This window comes from Vibrio sp. 397 (genome assembly GCF_033339395.1).
Classification (GTDB): Bacteria; Pseudomonadota; Gammaproteobacteria; order Enterobacterales; family Vibrionaceae; genus Vibrio; species Vibrio alginolyticus.
In genome coordinates this window covers 35,848-51,812 of record NZ_JAWOUN010000016.1, presented here as the reverse complement: position 1 = coordinate 51,812, position 15,965 = coordinate 35,848, and the positions used below count along the sequence as shown (strand labels likewise).

The 15,965-nt window shown below is 46.0% G+C and carries 17 protein-coding genes; 3 read left to right on the top strand and 14 right to left on the bottom strand.

The window, feature by feature from the left end; all coding sequences use genetic code 11:
* The first annotated feature begins 1 nt into the window (after position 1).
* Entirely contained in the window at positions 2-1,549 is a 1,548-nt protein-coding gene (gene ilvA / locus R7P36_RS20415; protein ID WP_053308106.1) for a threonine ammonia-lyase, biosynthetic, read from the top strand.
* Between the two features lie 54 nt (positions 1,550-1,603).
* On the opposite strand, the gene punR is transcribed toward ilvA, so the two are convergent.
* A complete protein-coding gene (gene punR / locus R7P36_RS20410; protein ID WP_005378948.1) occupies positions 1,604-2,506 on the bottom strand; it encodes a DNA-binding transcriptional activator PunR in 903 nt (300 codons plus the stop codon).
* Positions 2,507-2,658: 152 nt separating this feature from the next.
* Here punR and punC point away from each other — a divergent pair, with 152 nt between their 5' ends.
* Complete coding sequence (punC, locus tag R7P36_RS20405) at positions 2,659-3,864, top strand: purine nucleoside transporter PunC (protein ID WP_005378946.1); 1,206 nt, start codon at positions 2,659-2,661, stop codon at positions 3,862-3,864.
* A gap of 44 nt (positions 3,865-3,908) precedes the next feature.
* On the opposite strand, the gene R7P36_RS20400 is transcribed toward punC, so the two are convergent.
* Positions 3,909-4,685, bottom strand: a complete 777-nt coding sequence (locus R7P36_RS20400; RefSeq protein ID WP_213900058.1) for a transporter substrate-binding domain-containing protein — start codon at positions 4,683-4,685, stop codon at positions 3,909-3,911.
* A 115-nt stretch (positions 4,686-4,800) separates the two neighbouring features.
* Here R7P36_RS20400 and R7P36_RS20395 point away from each other — a divergent pair, with 115 nt between their 5' ends.
* Positions 4,801-5,541, top strand: coding sequence for an amino acid ABC transporter permease (locus R7P36_RS20395; protein ID WP_064354428.1), 741 nt, complete (start codon positions 4,801-4,803; stop codon positions 5,539-5,541).
* A gap of 80 nt (positions 5,542-5,621) precedes the next feature.
* On the opposite strand, the gene glmU is transcribed toward R7P36_RS20395, so the two are convergent.
* From glmU to R7P36_RS20335, 12 genes are all read right to left on the bottom strand, one after another.
* Complete coding sequence (gene glmU / locus R7P36_RS20390; protein WP_053304044.1) at positions 5,622-6,983, bottom strand: bifunctional UDP-N-acetylglucosamine diphosphorylase/glucosamine-1-phosphate N-acetyltransferase GlmU; 1,362 nt, start codon at positions 6,981-6,983, stop codon at positions 5,622-5,624.
* A gap of 149 nt (positions 6,984-7,132) precedes the next feature.
* On the bottom strand, positions 7,133-7,555 hold the full coding sequence (locus R7P36_RS20385; protein ID WP_005378937.1) for a F0F1 ATP synthase subunit epsilon: 423 nt from the start codon (positions 7,553-7,555) through the stop codon (positions 7,133-7,135).
* A gap of 18 nt (positions 7,556-7,573) precedes the next feature.
* The gene (gene atpD / locus R7P36_RS20380; protein WP_005378933.1) at positions 7,574-8,977 is read right to left on the bottom strand and encodes a F0F1 ATP synthase subunit beta; all 1,404 of its coding nucleotides are present in this window, start codon (positions 8,975-8,977) and stop codon (positions 7,574-7,576) included.
* A gap of 35 nt (positions 8,978-9,012) precedes the next feature.
* Positions 9,013-9,879 carry a F0F1 ATP synthase subunit gamma gene (gene atpG / locus R7P36_RS20375; RefSeq protein ID WP_005378932.1) on the bottom strand — a complete coding sequence of 289 codons (867 nt, stop codon included), beginning with the start codon at positions 9,877-9,879 and terminating at the stop codon, positions 9,013-9,015.
* A gap of 44 nt (positions 9,880-9,923) precedes the next feature.
* Entirely contained in the window at positions 9,924-11,465 is a 1,542-nt protein-coding gene (gene atpA, locus R7P36_RS20370; protein ID WP_005378931.1) for a F0F1 ATP synthase subunit alpha, read from the bottom strand.
* Between the two features lie 13 nt (positions 11,466-11,478).
* Entirely contained in the window at positions 11,479-12,012 is a 534-nt protein-coding gene (gene atpH, locus R7P36_RS20365; RefSeq protein ID WP_017635596.1) for a F0F1 ATP synthase subunit delta, read from the bottom strand.
* Positions 12,013-12,026: 14 nt separating this feature from the next.
* A complete protein-coding gene (atpF, locus tag R7P36_RS20360; RefSeq protein WP_005378929.1) occupies positions 12,027-12,497 on the bottom strand; it encodes a F0F1 ATP synthase subunit B in 471 nt (156 codons plus the stop codon).
* A gap of 74 nt (positions 12,498-12,571) precedes the next feature.
* Positions 12,572-12,826, bottom strand: coding sequence for a F0F1 ATP synthase subunit C (gene atpE / locus R7P36_RS20355; RefSeq protein WP_002540812.1), 255 nt, complete (start codon positions 12,824-12,826; stop codon positions 12,572-12,574).
* A 57-nt stretch (positions 12,827-12,883) separates the two neighbouring features.
* Complete coding sequence (atpB, locus tag R7P36_RS20350; RefSeq protein WP_005378922.1) at positions 12,884-13,696, bottom strand: F0F1 ATP synthase subunit A; 813 nt, start codon at positions 13,694-13,696, stop codon at positions 12,884-12,886.
* 8 nt (positions 13,697-13,704) lie between these two features.
* Positions 13,705-14,094 (bottom strand): F0F1 ATP synthase subunit I, encoded by a 390-nt coding sequence (locus R7P36_RS20345; protein WP_005378921.1) that lies wholly within the window; start codon positions 14,092-14,094, stop codon positions 13,705-13,707.
* Between the two features lie 189 nt (positions 14,095-14,283).
* Complete coding sequence (locus tag R7P36_RS20340; protein WP_005383840.1) at positions 14,284-15,165, bottom strand: ParB/RepB/Spo0J family partition protein; 882 nt, start codon at positions 15,163-15,165, stop codon at positions 14,284-14,286.
* Positions 15,166-15,189: 24 nt separating this feature from the next.
* The gene (locus tag R7P36_RS20335; protein ID WP_005383838.1) at positions 15,190-15,963 is read right to left on the bottom strand and encodes a ParA family protein; all 774 of its coding nucleotides are present in this window, start codon (positions 15,961-15,963) and stop codon (positions 15,190-15,192) included.
* Between the last annotated feature and the right edge of the window lie 2 nt (positions 15,964-15,965).

Genomic DNA, 15,965 nt, shown 5'->3' with positions numbered 1-15,965 from the left:
AATGATGGAAGCTCAACCCGAAAAACAAGTGAACCAAACTGGCGCAGATTATCTGCGCCAGATCTTGCGTGCTCCTGTGTATGAAGTCGCGACTGTCACACCTTTGCAAGAGATGCCTCGCCTTGCTGCTCGTATTGGCAACAATGTGCAAATCAAGCGTGAAGATCGCCAACCCGTACACTCGTTCAAATTGCGCGGTGCATACAACATGGTGGCGAGTTTATCTGAAGCACAAAAAGCCGCTGGTGTCATTGCAGCATCGGCAGGTAACCACGCACAAGGCATGGCGCTTTCTGGTACTAAGCTTGGCATTAAGACCACTATCGTGATGCCAAAAACCACACCAGACATCAAAGTCGATGCGGTACGCAGCTTTGGTGGCAATGTGGTGCTGCACGGCAGTAACTTTGATGAGGCAAAAGCGGAAGCGGAACGCCTTTCTGATCTGCATGGGTACACATTTGTCCCTCCTTTCGATCACCCACTGGTGATTGCAGGTCAAGGCACCATAGGCATGGAAATGCTGCAGCAAAATGGTCACCTTGATTACATCTTCGTCCCTGTCGGTGGTGGCGGTTTGGCTGCCGGTGTTGCGGTACTCGTGAAGCAGCTAATGCCAGAAATCAAAGTGATTGCGGTCGAGCCAGAAGATTCTTCATGCCTCAAAGCGGCATTGGATGCAGGTGAACCAGTAGTATTAGACCAGGTCAGCATGTTTGCCGATGGCGTTGCAGTAAAACGCATTGGTGAAGAGACGTTTCGTCTATGCCAAAAGTACATTGATGGCCATATTGCAGTCTCTAGCGATGAAATCTGCGCAGCAGTAAAAGACATCTTTGAAGACACCCGTGCGATTGCAGAGCCTTCTGGCGCGCTTGCTCTGGCGGGTTTGAAGAAGTTTGCTGAGCAAAACAAACTGCAAGGTAAGAATTTAGGTACTGTGCTGTCTGGTGCCAACACTAACTTCCATGGCTTACGTTATGTTTCTGAACGCTGCGAGCTTGGTGAGAAACGTGAAGGTTTGCTTGCCGTCACCATTCCTGAGCGTCAAGGTGCCTTCTTTGAGTTCTGTAACCTCATTGGCGGCCGCGCCGTAACGGAGTTTAACTACCGCTACAACGATGACGCATTGGCAAATATCTTTGTCGGTGTGCGTTTGCAAGGCGGTCAGGAAGAGCTAGAACATATCATTCACGACTTACGTGATGGTGGCTACCCAGTGGTTGATTTGTCTGATGATGAAATGGCGAAGCTGCACGTGCGCTACATGATTGGTGGTAAGCCGTCTAAGCCGCTTAAAGAGCGCCTATACAGCTTTGAATTCCCAGAATATCCGGGAGCGCTACTCAAGTTCTTAAGCACACTCGGTACTCATTGGAATATCAGCTTGTTCAACTACCGTAACCACGGCGCTGACTACGGACGTGTTTTATGTGGTTTCGAGTTAGATGAAAGCGATTTAGCTCAGTTTTCTGCACATTTACGTGAACTTGGCTATCAATGCAAAGATGAGACAGACAACCCATCGTATAAGTTTTTCTTGTCATAAAACGCCACATTTCAAATATATCAAAGACAACACCTCGCATTAGCGAGGTGTTTTTTATGACTGTAACCAATCTTTATGTAGCTGATTAGGCGACCCAAGATAGTCCACCATCCACTGGATCAATTTATGATTATCATCTTTGCGCCATACTAAGCAGCAGTGACTGAGCGGTTTATCATCCGGCATGACCTTCTCCACCAGTACACCATCATTGATTAAGGGTGTTGCAATATGACGTGGCATGTAACCCACGCCCACCCCATTTTTTAAACATTCAATCGCACTATACCAATTGGGCAATAATAATCGGCGCTGTTGCGGATAATGGCCAGTATGGCGTTTTGGCAGCACGTTCGAAGTATCATCAAGACAGATCGCCGGAAATTGACTCACAAATGCTTCAGTAAGCACTTGTTGTCGAACGCAAGGATGAGCGGGTGACATTACAAATGCCCAATCTAATACGCCCATATCTTTGACTTCAAAATCTCCCCCAACGGGAACCGCAGATGTCGCGCCAACGACAATGTCGGCTCGACCTTGTGCTATGGCTTCCCAAGAACCATTGAAGACCTCCATATTGATCTGCAATTCAGCAAATTCAAACTCGCGATAAAAATCTTCCACCAAAGGTTTGAGTTTTTCTAACTTCACCACGTTATCTAAGGTCAGCTTTAACGTGCTTTTCCATCCTTGAGCCGCTCGCCGCGTTTGTGCTTTCACCTCTTCCATTTGACGCAGCAAAGAGCGCGCCTCGGCCATAAAAAGTTCACCCGCTGGAGTTAGCTCGACTTTCCTTGGTAAACGTCGAAACAGCACCACATCTAAATCTTGCTCGACCTGCCTTACTCCATAGCTGATGGCTGAGGGGACTTTATGCAATACCTCAGCCGCAGCGGTGAAACTGCCTAAACGGGCAACCGTATCCAGCATTTCCAAAGACGCTTTAGAGAACATGATTTAACCTTTCAAAAAATTTGATTGATAACCAACAATTTTAGCGTTTTATTTTCTCAAAATCGAAAAATAGAATAATAAGGTAAATAAATCAGGGTTGGCGCCAACTGATGTTGATTAAAAAATGATTAAATAATTTGACTGGTTGAATCATGAAAATCTCAAAACTACAGCTCATTTATCTGGCAGCATTATCGATGCTTGGCTTCGTTGCTACCGATATGTATCTGCCAGCATTCAAAGCGATGGAAATCGACTTTGCAACAGGCCCTGAGCAAATTGCGCTCTCTTTAACGGTATTCCTCGTTGGTATGGCGATTGGCCAGCTAATGTGGGGATTGGCATCCGATAAATTTGGCCATCGTAATACACTCGCAGCCGGGTTGGTGCTATTTACTATCGCGTCATTCGGTTTGGCTTTCTGTGATCAAGTATGGCAACTACTCACACTGCGCTTTATCCAAGCTATCGGTGTGTGTGCACCAGCCGTGATCTGGCAGGCTATGGTCATTAAACGCTACTCAAGCAGTAGCCAACAAATTTTTGCGACAATCATGCCACTCGTCGCGCTATCACCAGCACTAGCACCTCAATTAGGGGTTGTGTTGGCAGATAACTTCGGCTGGCACAGTATCTTTATTACGCTAACACTGGTTGGTGTCTTTTTGGTCTTTGCGACCATGGCCCAAAAAGACGAGAAAGCAGAAATCAAACAAACCAGTATGTCTGCCGACATCAAAGCGCTGCTGAGTTCTAAAAAATACCTTGGCAACGTGTTTATGTTTGCGACGGCTTCGGCTGCATTCTTTGCTTACCTAACTGGGATGCCAGAAATCATGGCGCAACTGGGCTACGAAGCAAAAGATATTGGTTTGAGCTTTATCCCACAAACCATCGCGTTTATGGCTGGTGGCTACTTAGGTAAAGTAGGCGTTCGAAAATTTGGTGATGAAAAGGTTCTGCGCCAACTGATTGGCCTATTTAGTGTCGCGGCATTAATGATTTTCATTGCTTCACAGTGGGAGCTGTCATCGATTTGGCCTATTCTTGCGCCATTCTGTTTGATTGCCGTTGCTAACGGCGCGCTGTACCCAATAGTGGTAAACCGTGCACTGGCCAGCGCACAACAGAGCCCTGCAACAGCAGCAGGTCTGCAAAACAGCCTGCAAATCTGTGTAAGTAGCTTCTCAAGTGCATTGGTAGCCGCAATGGCAAGCCAAGCTCAGATGGTTACTGGCATCGCAATCATCATCTGTATGGGTGGGCTGTGGATGGGATACATTCTGTCGAATCGCGAATTATCCAAGCACTTTACGACTCCTGACAACGCCCGAGTCGTGAGTGAAGACGAACTTTAATTGTTCAGATAATAAAAAGAGCCGCGCAATGCGGCTCTTTCTGTTTATAAGCTTTTCAACCCCCACTTCTTGGCAGTCTGCTTAAAAAAGCCTTGAGTCTTTTTCAACTCTACCCAGTGATTGATATAATTAATCCATACTTGATCGTCTTGCGGCAACAACATAGCAATTGGGGTTGGTTTACGCGGTGCGGCCACTGGCACTATCGCCAACTGTTTAAACTTATCCACCAACGTCGCTGCTTCCACATTGGACGTCACCGATACATCGGCCCTGCGAGCTAGTAGTTCTTGGAAGTCGCGCGCTGGCGCTTCAATAACAATATGCTGAGCAGACGGGAAGAACTCTTTCACCATTTTTTCTTGTACCGTACCTAACGTCGCCGCGACTTTTACTTCTGGTTTATTAAAATCCGCCCAATCAGAGAATTTGGCGAGATCTTTCTTTTGCACCACAGGTACAAAGGCAAGGTAGAAATATGGCTGGCTGTATCCAGCTACTTTCGCGCGCGACATGTTCAGAGATGCGCTGCCAGTAATATCGTATTTGTTGGCGGTAATGCCATTAACTAGCGTCTTCCAATCCGTGGGCACATACTCCACTTTTACACCGAGATCTTTAGCAAGTTCTGTTGTTACATCGATATCGAAGCCACGATAACTGTTTGTCGCGGGGTCTTTCATCGTCATCGGATTCCAATCTCCCGTCGTTCCAACTCGGAGTACGCCATTGTCTAAAATGGATTGAAGACGGCTTTCAGCGTGAGCGACTTGAGTCGCAGCAAGCAAACACATTCCTAGCACTAGTAAAATCTTTCTCATTTTTATTCCCTTAAAAATAATGACCTTATACGGTTTAATAATTAACCTTTATTAGAGCTCTACTGATAACATAGCAGTAACAAAGGAAGTTTTTTAGTTAATTCAGGGAGTAAATGTGACGTTTCGAACTCTATGGCTGTTTTCACTGCTATTACTCACTGGTTGTTCTGATTATCAATGGGGCTGGTATGTACTTGACCCTTCGACGGATCAAGGGCTCACCAATCTAAAGTTTTTAATCGCTGGGTTTAATGACACCATTCAGGTATCACTCCTCAGTATGTTATTTGCGATGAGCTTGGGCCTGATCGTTGCCTTACCCGCTCTGTCGGACTCTGCCTCTCTGAAGTGGATAAACCGTATTTATGTCGAGGTGATCCGTTCAGTGCCAGTTTTAGTCTTACTACTTTGGGTGTATTACGGCATGCCTACACTATTGGATGTCTCACTCAATCACTTTTGGGCGGGTGTTATTGCACTGACTATCGCTGAGAGTGCGTTTATGGCGGAAGTGTTTCGCGGTGGGATACAAGCTATCAGCCGTGGCCAACATGAAGCGGCTGAATCTTTGGGCTTAAGCTATTGGCAAAAGATGCGCTTGGTAATTCTTCCCCAAGCATTTCGACAAATCCTCCCTCCACTGGGCAATCAATTTGTCTACATTCTCAAGATGAGTTCTTTAGTCAGCGTGATTGGTTTAAGCGATCTCACTCGCCGTGCTAATGAGCTGGTGGTGAATGAGTACTTACCCTTAGAGATTTATACCTTCCTCGTTTTGGAGTACTTGTTACTCATCCTATTTGTATCTCAAGCCGTTCGTTGGCTCGAAAACCGTATTGCTATTCCTAGTTACTAACGATGAAGCCTGAGCTAGAAACAACAAAGCCGCTCTTGTTGAACGGCTTTGACAATATAGCGATAGAGTGCAGGTATTGCTTATTTCTGTTTTACAGGACGCTGCCAGCCAGTAATTTTGCGCTCTTTGACGCGAGTAATTACTAACTCACCTTCTTCAACATCTTTTGTTAGTGTCGTGCCTGCACCGATGGTTGCGCCATCAGCGATAGTGACAGGCGCCACCAGCTGGCTATCAGAACCAACAAAAACATCATTACCGATGATAGTTTTAAACTTGTTCGCACCATCGTAGTTACAAGTGATAGTACCTGCACCGATGTTAGTACGTTGACCGATCTCTGCATCACCTAAGTAAGTTAGGTGGTTCGCTTTTGAACCTTCTCCGATGCGCGCATTTTTCACTTCAACGAAGTTACCCACATGGGAATCGTTACGCATTTCAGCACCAGGACGAAGGCGAGTAAATGGACCAACCGTACATTCTTCACCAACCGTTGCACCTTCAATCACACTGTAAGGGCGAACGATGGTGTTGTCGTCGATTTCACAATCTTTCAGTACACAACCCGCACCGATAACCACGTTATCACCCAGTGAAACTTTACCTTCGATGATAACATTCACGTCGATTTCACAGTCCATACCGCACTGTAACTCACCACGCAAATCAAAGCGTGCTGGATCGCGTAGCATGACACCTTGCTCTAGTAGTTTCTGAGCTTGCATTGACTGGAAAGCACGCTCTAGACGAGCAAGCTGTGCGCGGTCGTTGACCCCTTCCACCTCAATGGCATTGACTGGGTGTACTGCCTCAACGGCACGACCTTCATCGTGTGCAGCTGCAATAACGTCAGTTAGGTAGTATTCGCCTTGTGCGTTGTTGTTGTTTAAGCCAGACAACCAACGCTTAAGATCCCCACCAGTCGCAACCATCACGCCAGTGTTGATCTCTTTAATTTGTTTTTGTTCTTCTGTTGCATCTTTTTGCTCAACGATCGCAACAACAGGACCATTCTTACGGATAATACGACCGTAGCCTGTCGGGTTATCTAGAATCACTGTTAGTAGTGCAATACCGCCTGTTGGCTGTGCATCTAATAGGTTTTCAATCGTTTCAGCTGAAATCAGTGGAACATCACCGTAAAGCACCAGTACTTTTTCATCGTCTTCAAACTTCGGAGACGCTTGATCAACCGCATGACCTGTCCCTAACTGCTCCGCTTGAAGCACCCAATTTACAGGCTCTTCTGCAAGAGTGGTTTGCATTTGATCACCACCGTGGCCAAAGACCAAGTGGATATTTTGTGCACCTAGACCTGTACATGTATCAATCACATGTTTTGCCATTGGCTTACCTGCCAAAGTGTGTAGCACCTTAGGCATGTTCGAATGCATACGGGTACCTTTACCCGCTGCAAGAATCACAGCACTGAATTTCATTGATAACCTATTGACGTTTTATGTTAATTGGCCGTTATTTTAAACAGCTCTTTTAAAATAGTTAATGGAGTAAGGTAAATTTCCAACTAAAATTAATCAAAAAGGCGACCAATTGGCCGCCTTTTTTCATGCAACGTTGCTAATTGAGCTTAGCGACGCTTTTTTGTCAGCTCGATAACTCGTAGCTGAGCAATGGCTTTAGCCAGTTCACTGGCCGCTTGTGCGAAGTCCATGTCACCATGCTGATTCTGGATTTGCTCCTCAGCGCGGCGTTTGGCTTCTTCTGCCTTCGCTGCGTCTAGCTCTTCACCACGGATAGCTGTATCAGCTAGTACAGTCGCTGTACCAGGCTGAATCTCTACCATACCACCAGAAACATAAATAATTTCTTCGTGGCCGTGCTGTTTCACAATACGCACCATACCAGGCTTGATAGCGGTCAGCAGCGGTGTGTGACCATGGAAAATACCAAGTTCACCTTCGCTACCGGTCACCTGAAACGTTTCAACACGACCAGAGAAGATTTTCTTCTCAGCGCTTACTACGTCTAGGTGAAAGGTTATTGCTGCCATATCGCCTCCTAGTTAGCCTTATAGCTTCTTCGCATTCTCAATAGCATCGTCGATGCTACCGCAGTACATAAATGCCTGCTCAGGAATGTCGTCGTATTCACCAGCTAGTAGACCTTTAAAGCCACGTAGAGTCTCTTTTAGAGGTACGTAAATACCAGGGTCACCAGTAAATACTTCTGCTACGTGGTAAGGCTGAGTTAGGAAACGCTCAATCTTACGTGCACGAGATACAACTTGCTTATCTTCTTCAGATAGCTCGTCCATACCTAGGATAGCAATGATATCTTTCAGCTCTTTGTAGCGCTGAAGAGTCTGCTGAACACCACGAGCAACTTCGTAGTGATCTTGACCAACGACTAGTGGATCAAGCATACGAGATGTTGAATCTAGCGGGTCGATCGCAGGGTATAGACCCATTGCAGCGATGTTACGGTTAAGTACAACCGTTGCATCCAAGTGCGCGAACGTTGTTGCTGGAGACGGGTCAGTCAAGTCATCCGCAGGTACGTATACTGCCTGTACAGACGTGATAGAACCTGATTTCGTTGACGTGATACGCTCCTGAAGTACACCCATCTCTTCTGCAAGAGTTGGCTGGTAACCTACCGCAGAAGGCATACGACCTAGTAGTGCTGATACCTCTGTACCTGCAAGTGTGTAACGGTAGATGTTATCAATGAACAGTAGTACGTCACGACCTTCGTCACGGAAACGCTCTGCCATTGTTAGACCAGTCAGTGCAACACGTAGACGGTTACCTGGTGGCTCGTTCATCTGACCGTAAACCATCGCTACTTTTGATTCTTCAGGCTTCTCAACGTTTACAACGCCCGCTTCCTGCATCTCGTAGTAGAAATCGTTACCTTCACGAGTACGCTCACCAACACCAGCAAATACTGATAGACCTGAGTGCTGTAGTGCGATGTTGTTGATAAGTTCCATCATGTTAACGGTCTTACCTACACCTGCACCACCGAATAGACCGATTTTACCACCCTTAGCGAATGGACAAATTAGGTCGATTACTTTAACGCCCGTTTCTAGAAGTGCAATTTCGTTTGATTGCTCTTCGTAGCTTGGTGCACTACGGTGGATAGAGTAAACCTCTTCCGCACCCACTTCACCACGCTCGTCAATCGCGTCACCTAGGACGTTCATGATACGACCTAGAGTTTTAGTACCTACTGGTACTGAAATTGGAGCGCCAGTGTTAACCACTTCTACTCCACGACGTAAACCATCAGAGCTACCCATTACGATACAACGAACTACGCCACCGCCTAGCTGTTGTTGAACTTCAAGAACTAGACGCTCTTTTGAGTCCGTTACGTTTAGAGCGTCATATACACTAGGTACATCGCTCTGTGGGAACTCTACGTCGACTACCGCACCGATGATCTGTACGATCTTACCTGTAGCCATCGTTAATCCTCTAAACTATTTCGTTTTACCTAAGCTTAAACCGCAGCTGCACCACCAACGATTTCTGATAGTTCTTGTGTAATCGCAGCCTGACGGGCTTTGTTGTACACAAGTTCCAAATCGTCAATCAAACTGGTTGCGTTATCCGTTGCAGCCTTCATCGCAATCATTCGAGCCGCTTGCTCACAAGCAAGGTTCTCAACCACACCTTGGTATACCTGAGACTCTACGTAACGCACTAATAGCGTATCCAGTAGAGGTTTTGGTTCAGGCTCATAGATGTAGTCCCATGAATGCTCACGCTGCATCTCTTCGCTGTCCGATTTAGGCAAAGGTAGCAATTGATCGATCGTTGGTTGCTGAACCATAGTATTTACAAACTTGTTGAATACTACATATAGACGGTCCAGTTCACCTTCATCGTATTTCTTCAGCATTACGCCAACAGAGCCGATTAGGTCTTGTAGGCTTGGATTATCTCCAAGACCAGAAACCTGTGCCGCAACTTTTGCGCCACCATGTTTAAAGAAAGCTGTTGCTTTTGAGCCAACAACGGCTAGCTCAATCTCAGCACCTTTCTCTCTCCATGCTTGCATGTCTGTAACGGCTTTTTTGAACACGTTAATGTTCAAACCACCACACAGACCACGGTCTGTCGAAACGATGATGTAACCAACACGTTTAGCTTCACGCTCTTCTAGGTACGGATGACGGTACTCTAGGTTTGCGTTAGCCACATGACCGATCACTTTACGCATTGTTTCAGCGTATGGACGAGAAGCTTCCATTGCATCTTGAGAACGACGCATTTTTGAAGCTGCTACCATTTCCATCGCTTTCGTAATTTTCTGAGTGCTTTTAACACTACCGATTTTATTACGTATCTCTTTTGCGCCGGCCATCGTTACTCTCCGTTAGTTGGTGGCAGAAACTGCCACCGACCTAATTACCAAGTTTGGGTTGCTTTGAAGTCGTCAGTCAGTTTCTTCAACTGAGCTTCGATTTCATCGTTGTAAGCGCCAGACTTGTCGATCTCAGCTGCTAGTTCAGCGTATTGACCGCGAGCGTACGATAGTAGAGCCGCCTCGAAATCTAGAACTTTGTTAAGTTCTACATCATCAAGGTAACCGCGCTCTGCCGCGAAGATAGTTAGAGCTTGGTCAAATACAGACATTGGAGCGTACTGCTTCTGCTTCATTAGTTCTGTAACTTTTTGACCATGGTCTAGCTGTTTCTTCGTTGCGTCATCAAGGTCAGAAGAGAACTGAGCAAATGCCGCTAGTTCACGGTATGCAGCTAGTGCTGTACGGATACCACCTGATAGTTTCTTGATGATTTTCGTCTGAGCTGAACCACCTACACGAGATACTGAGATACCAGGGTCAACAGCTGGACGAACACCAGCGTTGAATAGCTCAGTTTGTAGGAAGATCTGACCATCGGTAATCGAGATTACGTTAGTCGGTACGAATGCTGAAACGTCACCTGCTTGAGTTTCGATGATAGGAAGAGCAGTCAAAGAACCAGTCTTACCTTTCACTTCACCGTTAGTGAAACGCTCTACGTACTCTTCGTTTACACGAGCTGCACGCTCTAGTAGACGCGAGTGTAAGTAGAATACGTCACCTGGGAATGCCTCACGGCCTGGTGGACGTTTAAGTAGTAGAGAGATCTGACGGTAAGCTACCGCTTGCTTAGATAGATCATCGTAAACAATCAGTGCGTCTTCACCGCGATCGCGGAAGTATTCACCCATCGCACAACCTGCGTAAGGCGCTAGGTATTGAAGCGCTGCAGATTCAGAAGCTGATGCAACTACAACGATAGTATTTTGTAGTGCGCCGTGCTCTTCTAGTTTGCGAACAACGTTAGCGATAGTCGATGCTTTCTGACCGATTGCTACGTAGATAGAGAAAATACCAGAGTCTTTCTGGTTGATGATCGCGTCGATCGCCAGTGCTGTTTTACCAATCTGACGGTCACCGATGATAAGCTCACGCTGACCACGACCGATTGGGATCATTGAGTCAACTGACTTATAACCAGTTTGCACAGGTTGGTCTACCGATTTACGGTCGATTACACCTGGTGCGATCACTTCTACAGGCGAAGTCATTTTCGCTTCGATTGGACCTTTACCATCGATAGGCTCACCCAGCGTGTTTACTACGCGGCCTAGTAGTTCTGGACCAACTGGCACTTCAAGAATGCGGCCAGTACCTGTAACTTTCATGCCTTCCTTAAGGTCAGCATATGGGCCCATTACAACCGCACCAACCGAGTCACGCTCAAGGTTAAGTGCCAGTGCATAACGGCCACCCGGTAATTCAATCATTTCACCTTGCATCACGTCCGCTAGGCCGTGGATGCGGATGATACCATCGCTTACCGATACGATAGTACCCTCGTTGCGAGCTTCACTAACAACTTCGAAAGATTCGATACGTTGTTTGATCAGATCGCTAATTTCCGTGGAATTAAGTTGCATGCTCCAATCCCCATTAAGACTGCAATGCATCGCTCAGGCGGTTCAAACGACCACGCGCTGAGTCATCGATGACTAGGTCTCCGGCTCGAATAATAACCCCACCAAGTAGGGTCTCATCTACACTGCAATTCAGCTTCACTTTGCGTTCAAGACGCTTTTCAAGTTTGCTGCCAATGTTTGCAAGTTGTTCATCAGAAAGCTCTGTTGCTGAAATTACTTCAACATCAATTTCTTTCTCATGTTCTTTTTTCAGAGTAAAAAACTCCGTGCAAACATCAGGAAGGGCCGCTAAACGACCATTCTCAGCCATTACCTTCAAAAGGTTTTGACCGTGCGCATCAACTTGTTCGCCGCAAACTGCAACAAAAATTTCTGCCATTTTGTCAGCAGAAACCGAACCCGTTAGTAGTTCGTTCATTTGTTCGTTTTTGGCCACTTCAGCAGCAAAAGATAACATTTGGCCCCATTGGTCCAACTGGTCTTTCTCTAAAGCAAAGTCGAAGGCTGCTTTAGCATAGGGGCGTGCGATAGTAGTCAAATCAGACATATGCGCCCCCAGACTTAAAGTTTTGCAGTAATGTTGTCGAGAATATCTTTTTGCGCATCTTTATCGATAGAACGCTCAAGGATTTTCTCAGCACCAGCTACAGCCAGAGTAGCAACTTGTTTGCGCAGCTCATCGCGTGCACGATTGCGTTCAGCTTCAAGTTCTGCTTCTGCTTGCGCTAGGATTTTCTGGCGTTCTGCCTGAGCTTCCTCGCGAGCTTCATCAAGAATTTGAGACTTACGCTTGTTCGCTTGTTCGATGATCTCAGTTGCTGTGCGCTTCGCTTCTTTCAATTGATCAGAAGCGTTGGCTTGTGCTAGATCCAAGTCTTTCGCAGCACGTTCTGCTGCTTGAAGACCATCAGCAATTTTCTTCTGACGCTCTTCGATCGCTTGCATCAATGGTGGCCATACATACTTCATGCAGAACCACACAAATAGTGCGAACGAGATTGCTTGACCTAGCAGAGTTGCGTTTATGTTCACAACAGCTACCCCTCTATTTGGACTTAGTGTTAATCAGTGACAAGCGATAATCGCCCGTCCCGAGTTAAAGGTGATTAACCTAGTTGACCAACGAATGGGTTTGCGAAAGTGAATAGTAGCGCGATTACGATACCGATCATTGGAACCGCATCAAGTAGACCCGCGATGATGAACATCTTAACTTGTAGCATAGGAGCCATTTCTGGTTGACGTGCAGCACCTTCTAGGAATTTACCACCTAGCAGTGCGAAACCAATCGCTGTACCAAGAGAAGCAAGACCGACGATAATACCTACGGCGATTGCAGAAAAGCTCAGTAAAGTTTCCATTACTATCTCCAATTTATAGTTGTTGGCTTAGTGCCCAAATAAAAAGCTTTAAAAAAATTAATGATCAGGATCTTCGTGTGCCATTGACAGGTAAACAATTGTCAACATCATGAATACGAAGGCTTGAATCGTAATAACCAAGATATGGAAGATTGCCCACGGTAGTGAACCCATCCATTGTAAGTACCATGGTAGCATTGCCGCACAAAGAATGAATACAACCTCACCCGCGAACATGTTACCGAATAGACGCATACCAAGTGATAGAGGTTTCGCTAATAGCGATACCACTTCAATTAGTAGGTTAAACGGAATCATCAGTGGGTGATTGAATGGATGTAGTGCAAGTTCTTTTGCGAATCCACCTAGACCTTTTACTTTGATGCTGTAGTAAATCATCAATGCAAAAACGCCTAGAGCCATAGCCATGGTGATATTCACATCAGCAGACGGTACAACCTTAAGGTAAGGAATACCTAGCCAATGCTCTGCTGGGTATGGTAAGAAGTCGATAGGAACTAAGTCCATCACGTTCATCAAAAATACCCAACAAAAGATAGTCAGTGCTAAAGGCGCGATCAGTGGGTTGCGTCCATGGAACGTGTCTTTGACGTTATCGGCGACAAATTCAACGATCATTTCTACAGCACACTGAAGCTTACCCGGTACACCCGCTGTTGTTCTCTTTGCTACTTTGTAAAAAATTCCGAGGAAAATTAAACCAGTAAACCAAGAAAAAAACAGGCTATCGATATGTACGTTCCAGAAACTTGTCTCCGACCCTACTAAACCCAACTTGTATAGCGATAGGTTAGAAAGGTGGTGGGCAATGTAACCGGACGATGTTAGCGCTTCACCTGGCGCAGCCATAACTCATCCTATTTTTTGTTGTTAATGAATAGCACTGGTGCACAGATATTAATACCTAGTACCAGCAAATAGGTTAGTTTGAGGGGAACAAGTTCCACCTGCATATACATGTAGGCAACATAGAACAGTGCAACCGTGATGAGAATTTTCAGTACTTCACCCGTATAGAAGGAAGCAGCGATGCGCTTGGCAGCGCGAGCTCCACTAAACATGAAAGCACACAGCGCGAATACTGCATTGGCAACAACAAAAATGCCTCCGCCAATCAGCGCTGAAAATCCCCAGTCAGGATTTATGGCTACCGCCATTCCTGCTGCCACAAAAATAACCGCGCCAGACTGGATCATTAACAATTGCCTTGCGAGCTCTCGTCCTGGTCTAGCTAACGCAGCTACCATGTATTCGTACCTCTAGTAATATCCACTTCGCACTTAACTCTCTGTGCTGGGAAATTGGCGAAAATTATACGTTCAGTTCAACGTAAAGCAATTCGATTGCATCAAAAACTTACAGTTTTGTTTACAAAACGACAACTTTCGCACAAAATTCGATTAATTAGATTAATTGACCTAAATCAATTATCTCATCTAGGCCTCAAGCTTGGCAATTAGTTGGTCCAATTTGTGAGGCTCATCAAGACTTATCGTCAATTTCGCTTTTCCGTTTGCAGAACGGGTAAGAGAAACTTTTGCATCAAGCAGCTGACTCAATTTATGCGACATTTGCTCGGCTTCGGTATCCTCTTGTTGCCCTTTTTGCTCATTTTGTGGGGCTAAGCACTTTTTTACTAACTGTTCGGTTTGGCGAACAGTCATTTGCTTCTTAGCCACTTGTTGAGCTACTTCGACTTGCTGTTCGCCTTCTAACGCTAACAGAGCTCGAGCATGACCCATTTCCAATTTTTTATCTGCAACCAGACCTTTTACATCAACTTCCAACTGATTCAGACGTAATAGGTTACTCACCGTCGTTCTTGATTTACCAATCACATCGGCCACTTGCTGATGTGTCAGCGTGAATTCATCTTGTAGACGCTCAAGCGCTTGGGCTTCCTCAATCACATTCAAGTCTTCACGTTGAATGTTTTCAATCAACGCCATGGCGATGGCGGCACGATCTTCAACTTTTTTCACCAAACACGGCACGCGCTTTAAACCCGCCTGCCTTGCAGCACGCCAGCGGCGCTCACCTGCGATGATCTCAAACTGACCATTTTCGACCTGGCGAACCACGATTGGTTGAATAATGCCTTGTGATTGAATCGAAGCCGCTAGTTCTTCTAGCGCTTCAGGCGCCATATCTTTACGCGGTTGGTATACGCCCGGCTGCAATTGACCAATCGCTAAATCGGTTAACTCACCGTCTGCCGATAATTCTTGGCTATGCGATGCAATATGCTGTTTTTCACGAGCAAACGAACTGGTCGACAATAACGCATCCAGTCCTTTTCCGAGACCACGCTTAGACATGGGATTGAATTCCTTAGGTTAGAGTTAAACTGGGATTTCTTCGCGGCGGAGCATTTCGCCCGCTAGAGCAAGATACGCTTTGGCACCTGCGGAGTACTTATCGTAGTACATTGCAGGCTTACCGTGACTTGGCGCTTCAGCCAAACGAACATTACGTGGAATGACAGTACGGTAAACTTTATTCCCAAAGTGTTTTTTAAGTTGATCGGATACTTCATTCGATAAGCGGTTGCGTGGGTCGTACATGGTACGCAATAAACCTTCGATTTTTAGGTTTTCATTCACAACAGCCGCTAACTTGCTGATTGTATCCATAAGAGCAGTTAAACCTTCTAACGCAAAGTATTCACATTGCATCGGCACCAGCACAGAGTCAGCTGCCGCCATCGCATTGATTGTAAGAAGGTTTAGAGAAGGAGGACAATCAATAAAGATGAAATCATAGTTATCGCGAACTGACGACAATGCATTTTTTAGACGCACTTCACGAGCGAAAACTTCCATCAATTTGATTTCTGCCGCGGTCACGTCTCCGTTCGCCGCGATCAAATCATACTTCCCTGTTGTTTGGGTACAAACGACTTGATCGAACGGTGTATCTTCAACCAAAAGATCGTATGCGGTGGCGTCGACCATATACTTATCCACGCCACTGGCCATCGTAGCATTGCCTTGCGGGTCGAGATCGATCACCAAAACCTTGCGCTTTGTTGCCGCCATCGAAGCCGCTAAGTTAATGCACGTTGTTGTTTTGCCGACCCCACCTTTCTGGTTGGCGATTGCTACAATTTTACCCACGA

Bases quoted from the DNA above. Each gene is read 5' to 3' on its own strand.
- ilvA (WP_053308106.1), top strand. From the start codon at position 2: ATGATGGAAGCTCAACCCGAAAAACAAGTGAACCAAACTGGCGCAGAT.
- punR (WP_005378948.1), bottom strand. From the start codon at position 2,506: ATGTTCTCTAAAGCGTCTTTGGAAATGCTGGATACGGTTGCCCGTTTA.
- punC (WP_005378946.1), top strand. From the start codon at position 2,659: ATGAAAATCTCAAAACTACAGCTCATTTATCTGGCAGCATTATCGATG.
- R7P36_RS20400 (WP_213900058.1), bottom strand. From the start codon at position 4,685: ATGAGAAAGATTTTACTAGTGCTAGGAATGTGTTTGCTTGCTGCGACT.
- glmU (WP_053304044.1), bottom strand. From the start codon at position 6,983: ATGAAATTCAGTGCTGTGATTCTTGCAGCGGGTAAAGGTACCCGTATG.
- R7P36_RS20385 (WP_005378937.1), bottom strand. From the start codon at position 7,555: ATGGCAGCAATAACCTTTCACCTAGACGTAGTAAGCGCTGAGAAGAAA.
- atpD (WP_005378933.1), bottom strand. From the start codon at position 8,977: ATGGCTACAGGTAAGATCGTACAGATCATCGGTGCGGTAGTCGACGTA.
- atpG (WP_005378932.1), bottom strand. From the start codon at position 9,879: ATGGCCGGCGCAAAAGAGATACGTAATAAAATCGGTAGTGTTAAAAGC.
- atpA (WP_005378931.1), bottom strand. From the start codon at position 11,465: ATGCAACTTAATTCCACGGAAATTAGCGATCTGATCAAACAACGTATC.
- atpH (WP_017635596.1), bottom strand. From the start codon at position 12,012: ATGTCTGATTTGACTACTATCGCACGCCCCTATGCTAAAGCAGCCTTC.
- atpE (WP_002540812.1), bottom strand. From the start codon at position 12,826: ATGGAAACTTTACTGAGCTTTTCTGCAATCGCCGTAGGTATTATCGTC.
- atpB (WP_005378922.1), bottom strand. From the start codon at position 13,696: ATGGCTGCGCCAGGTGAAGCGCTAACATCGTCCGGTTACATTGCCCAC.
- R7P36_RS20345 (WP_005378921.1), bottom strand. From the start codon at position 14,094: ATGGTAGCTGCGTTAGCTAGACCAGGACGAGAGCTCGCAAGGCAATTG.
- R7P36_RS20340 (WP_005383840.1), bottom strand. From the start codon at position 15,165: ATGTCTAAGCGTGGTCTCGGAAAAGGACTGGATGCGTTATTGTCGACC.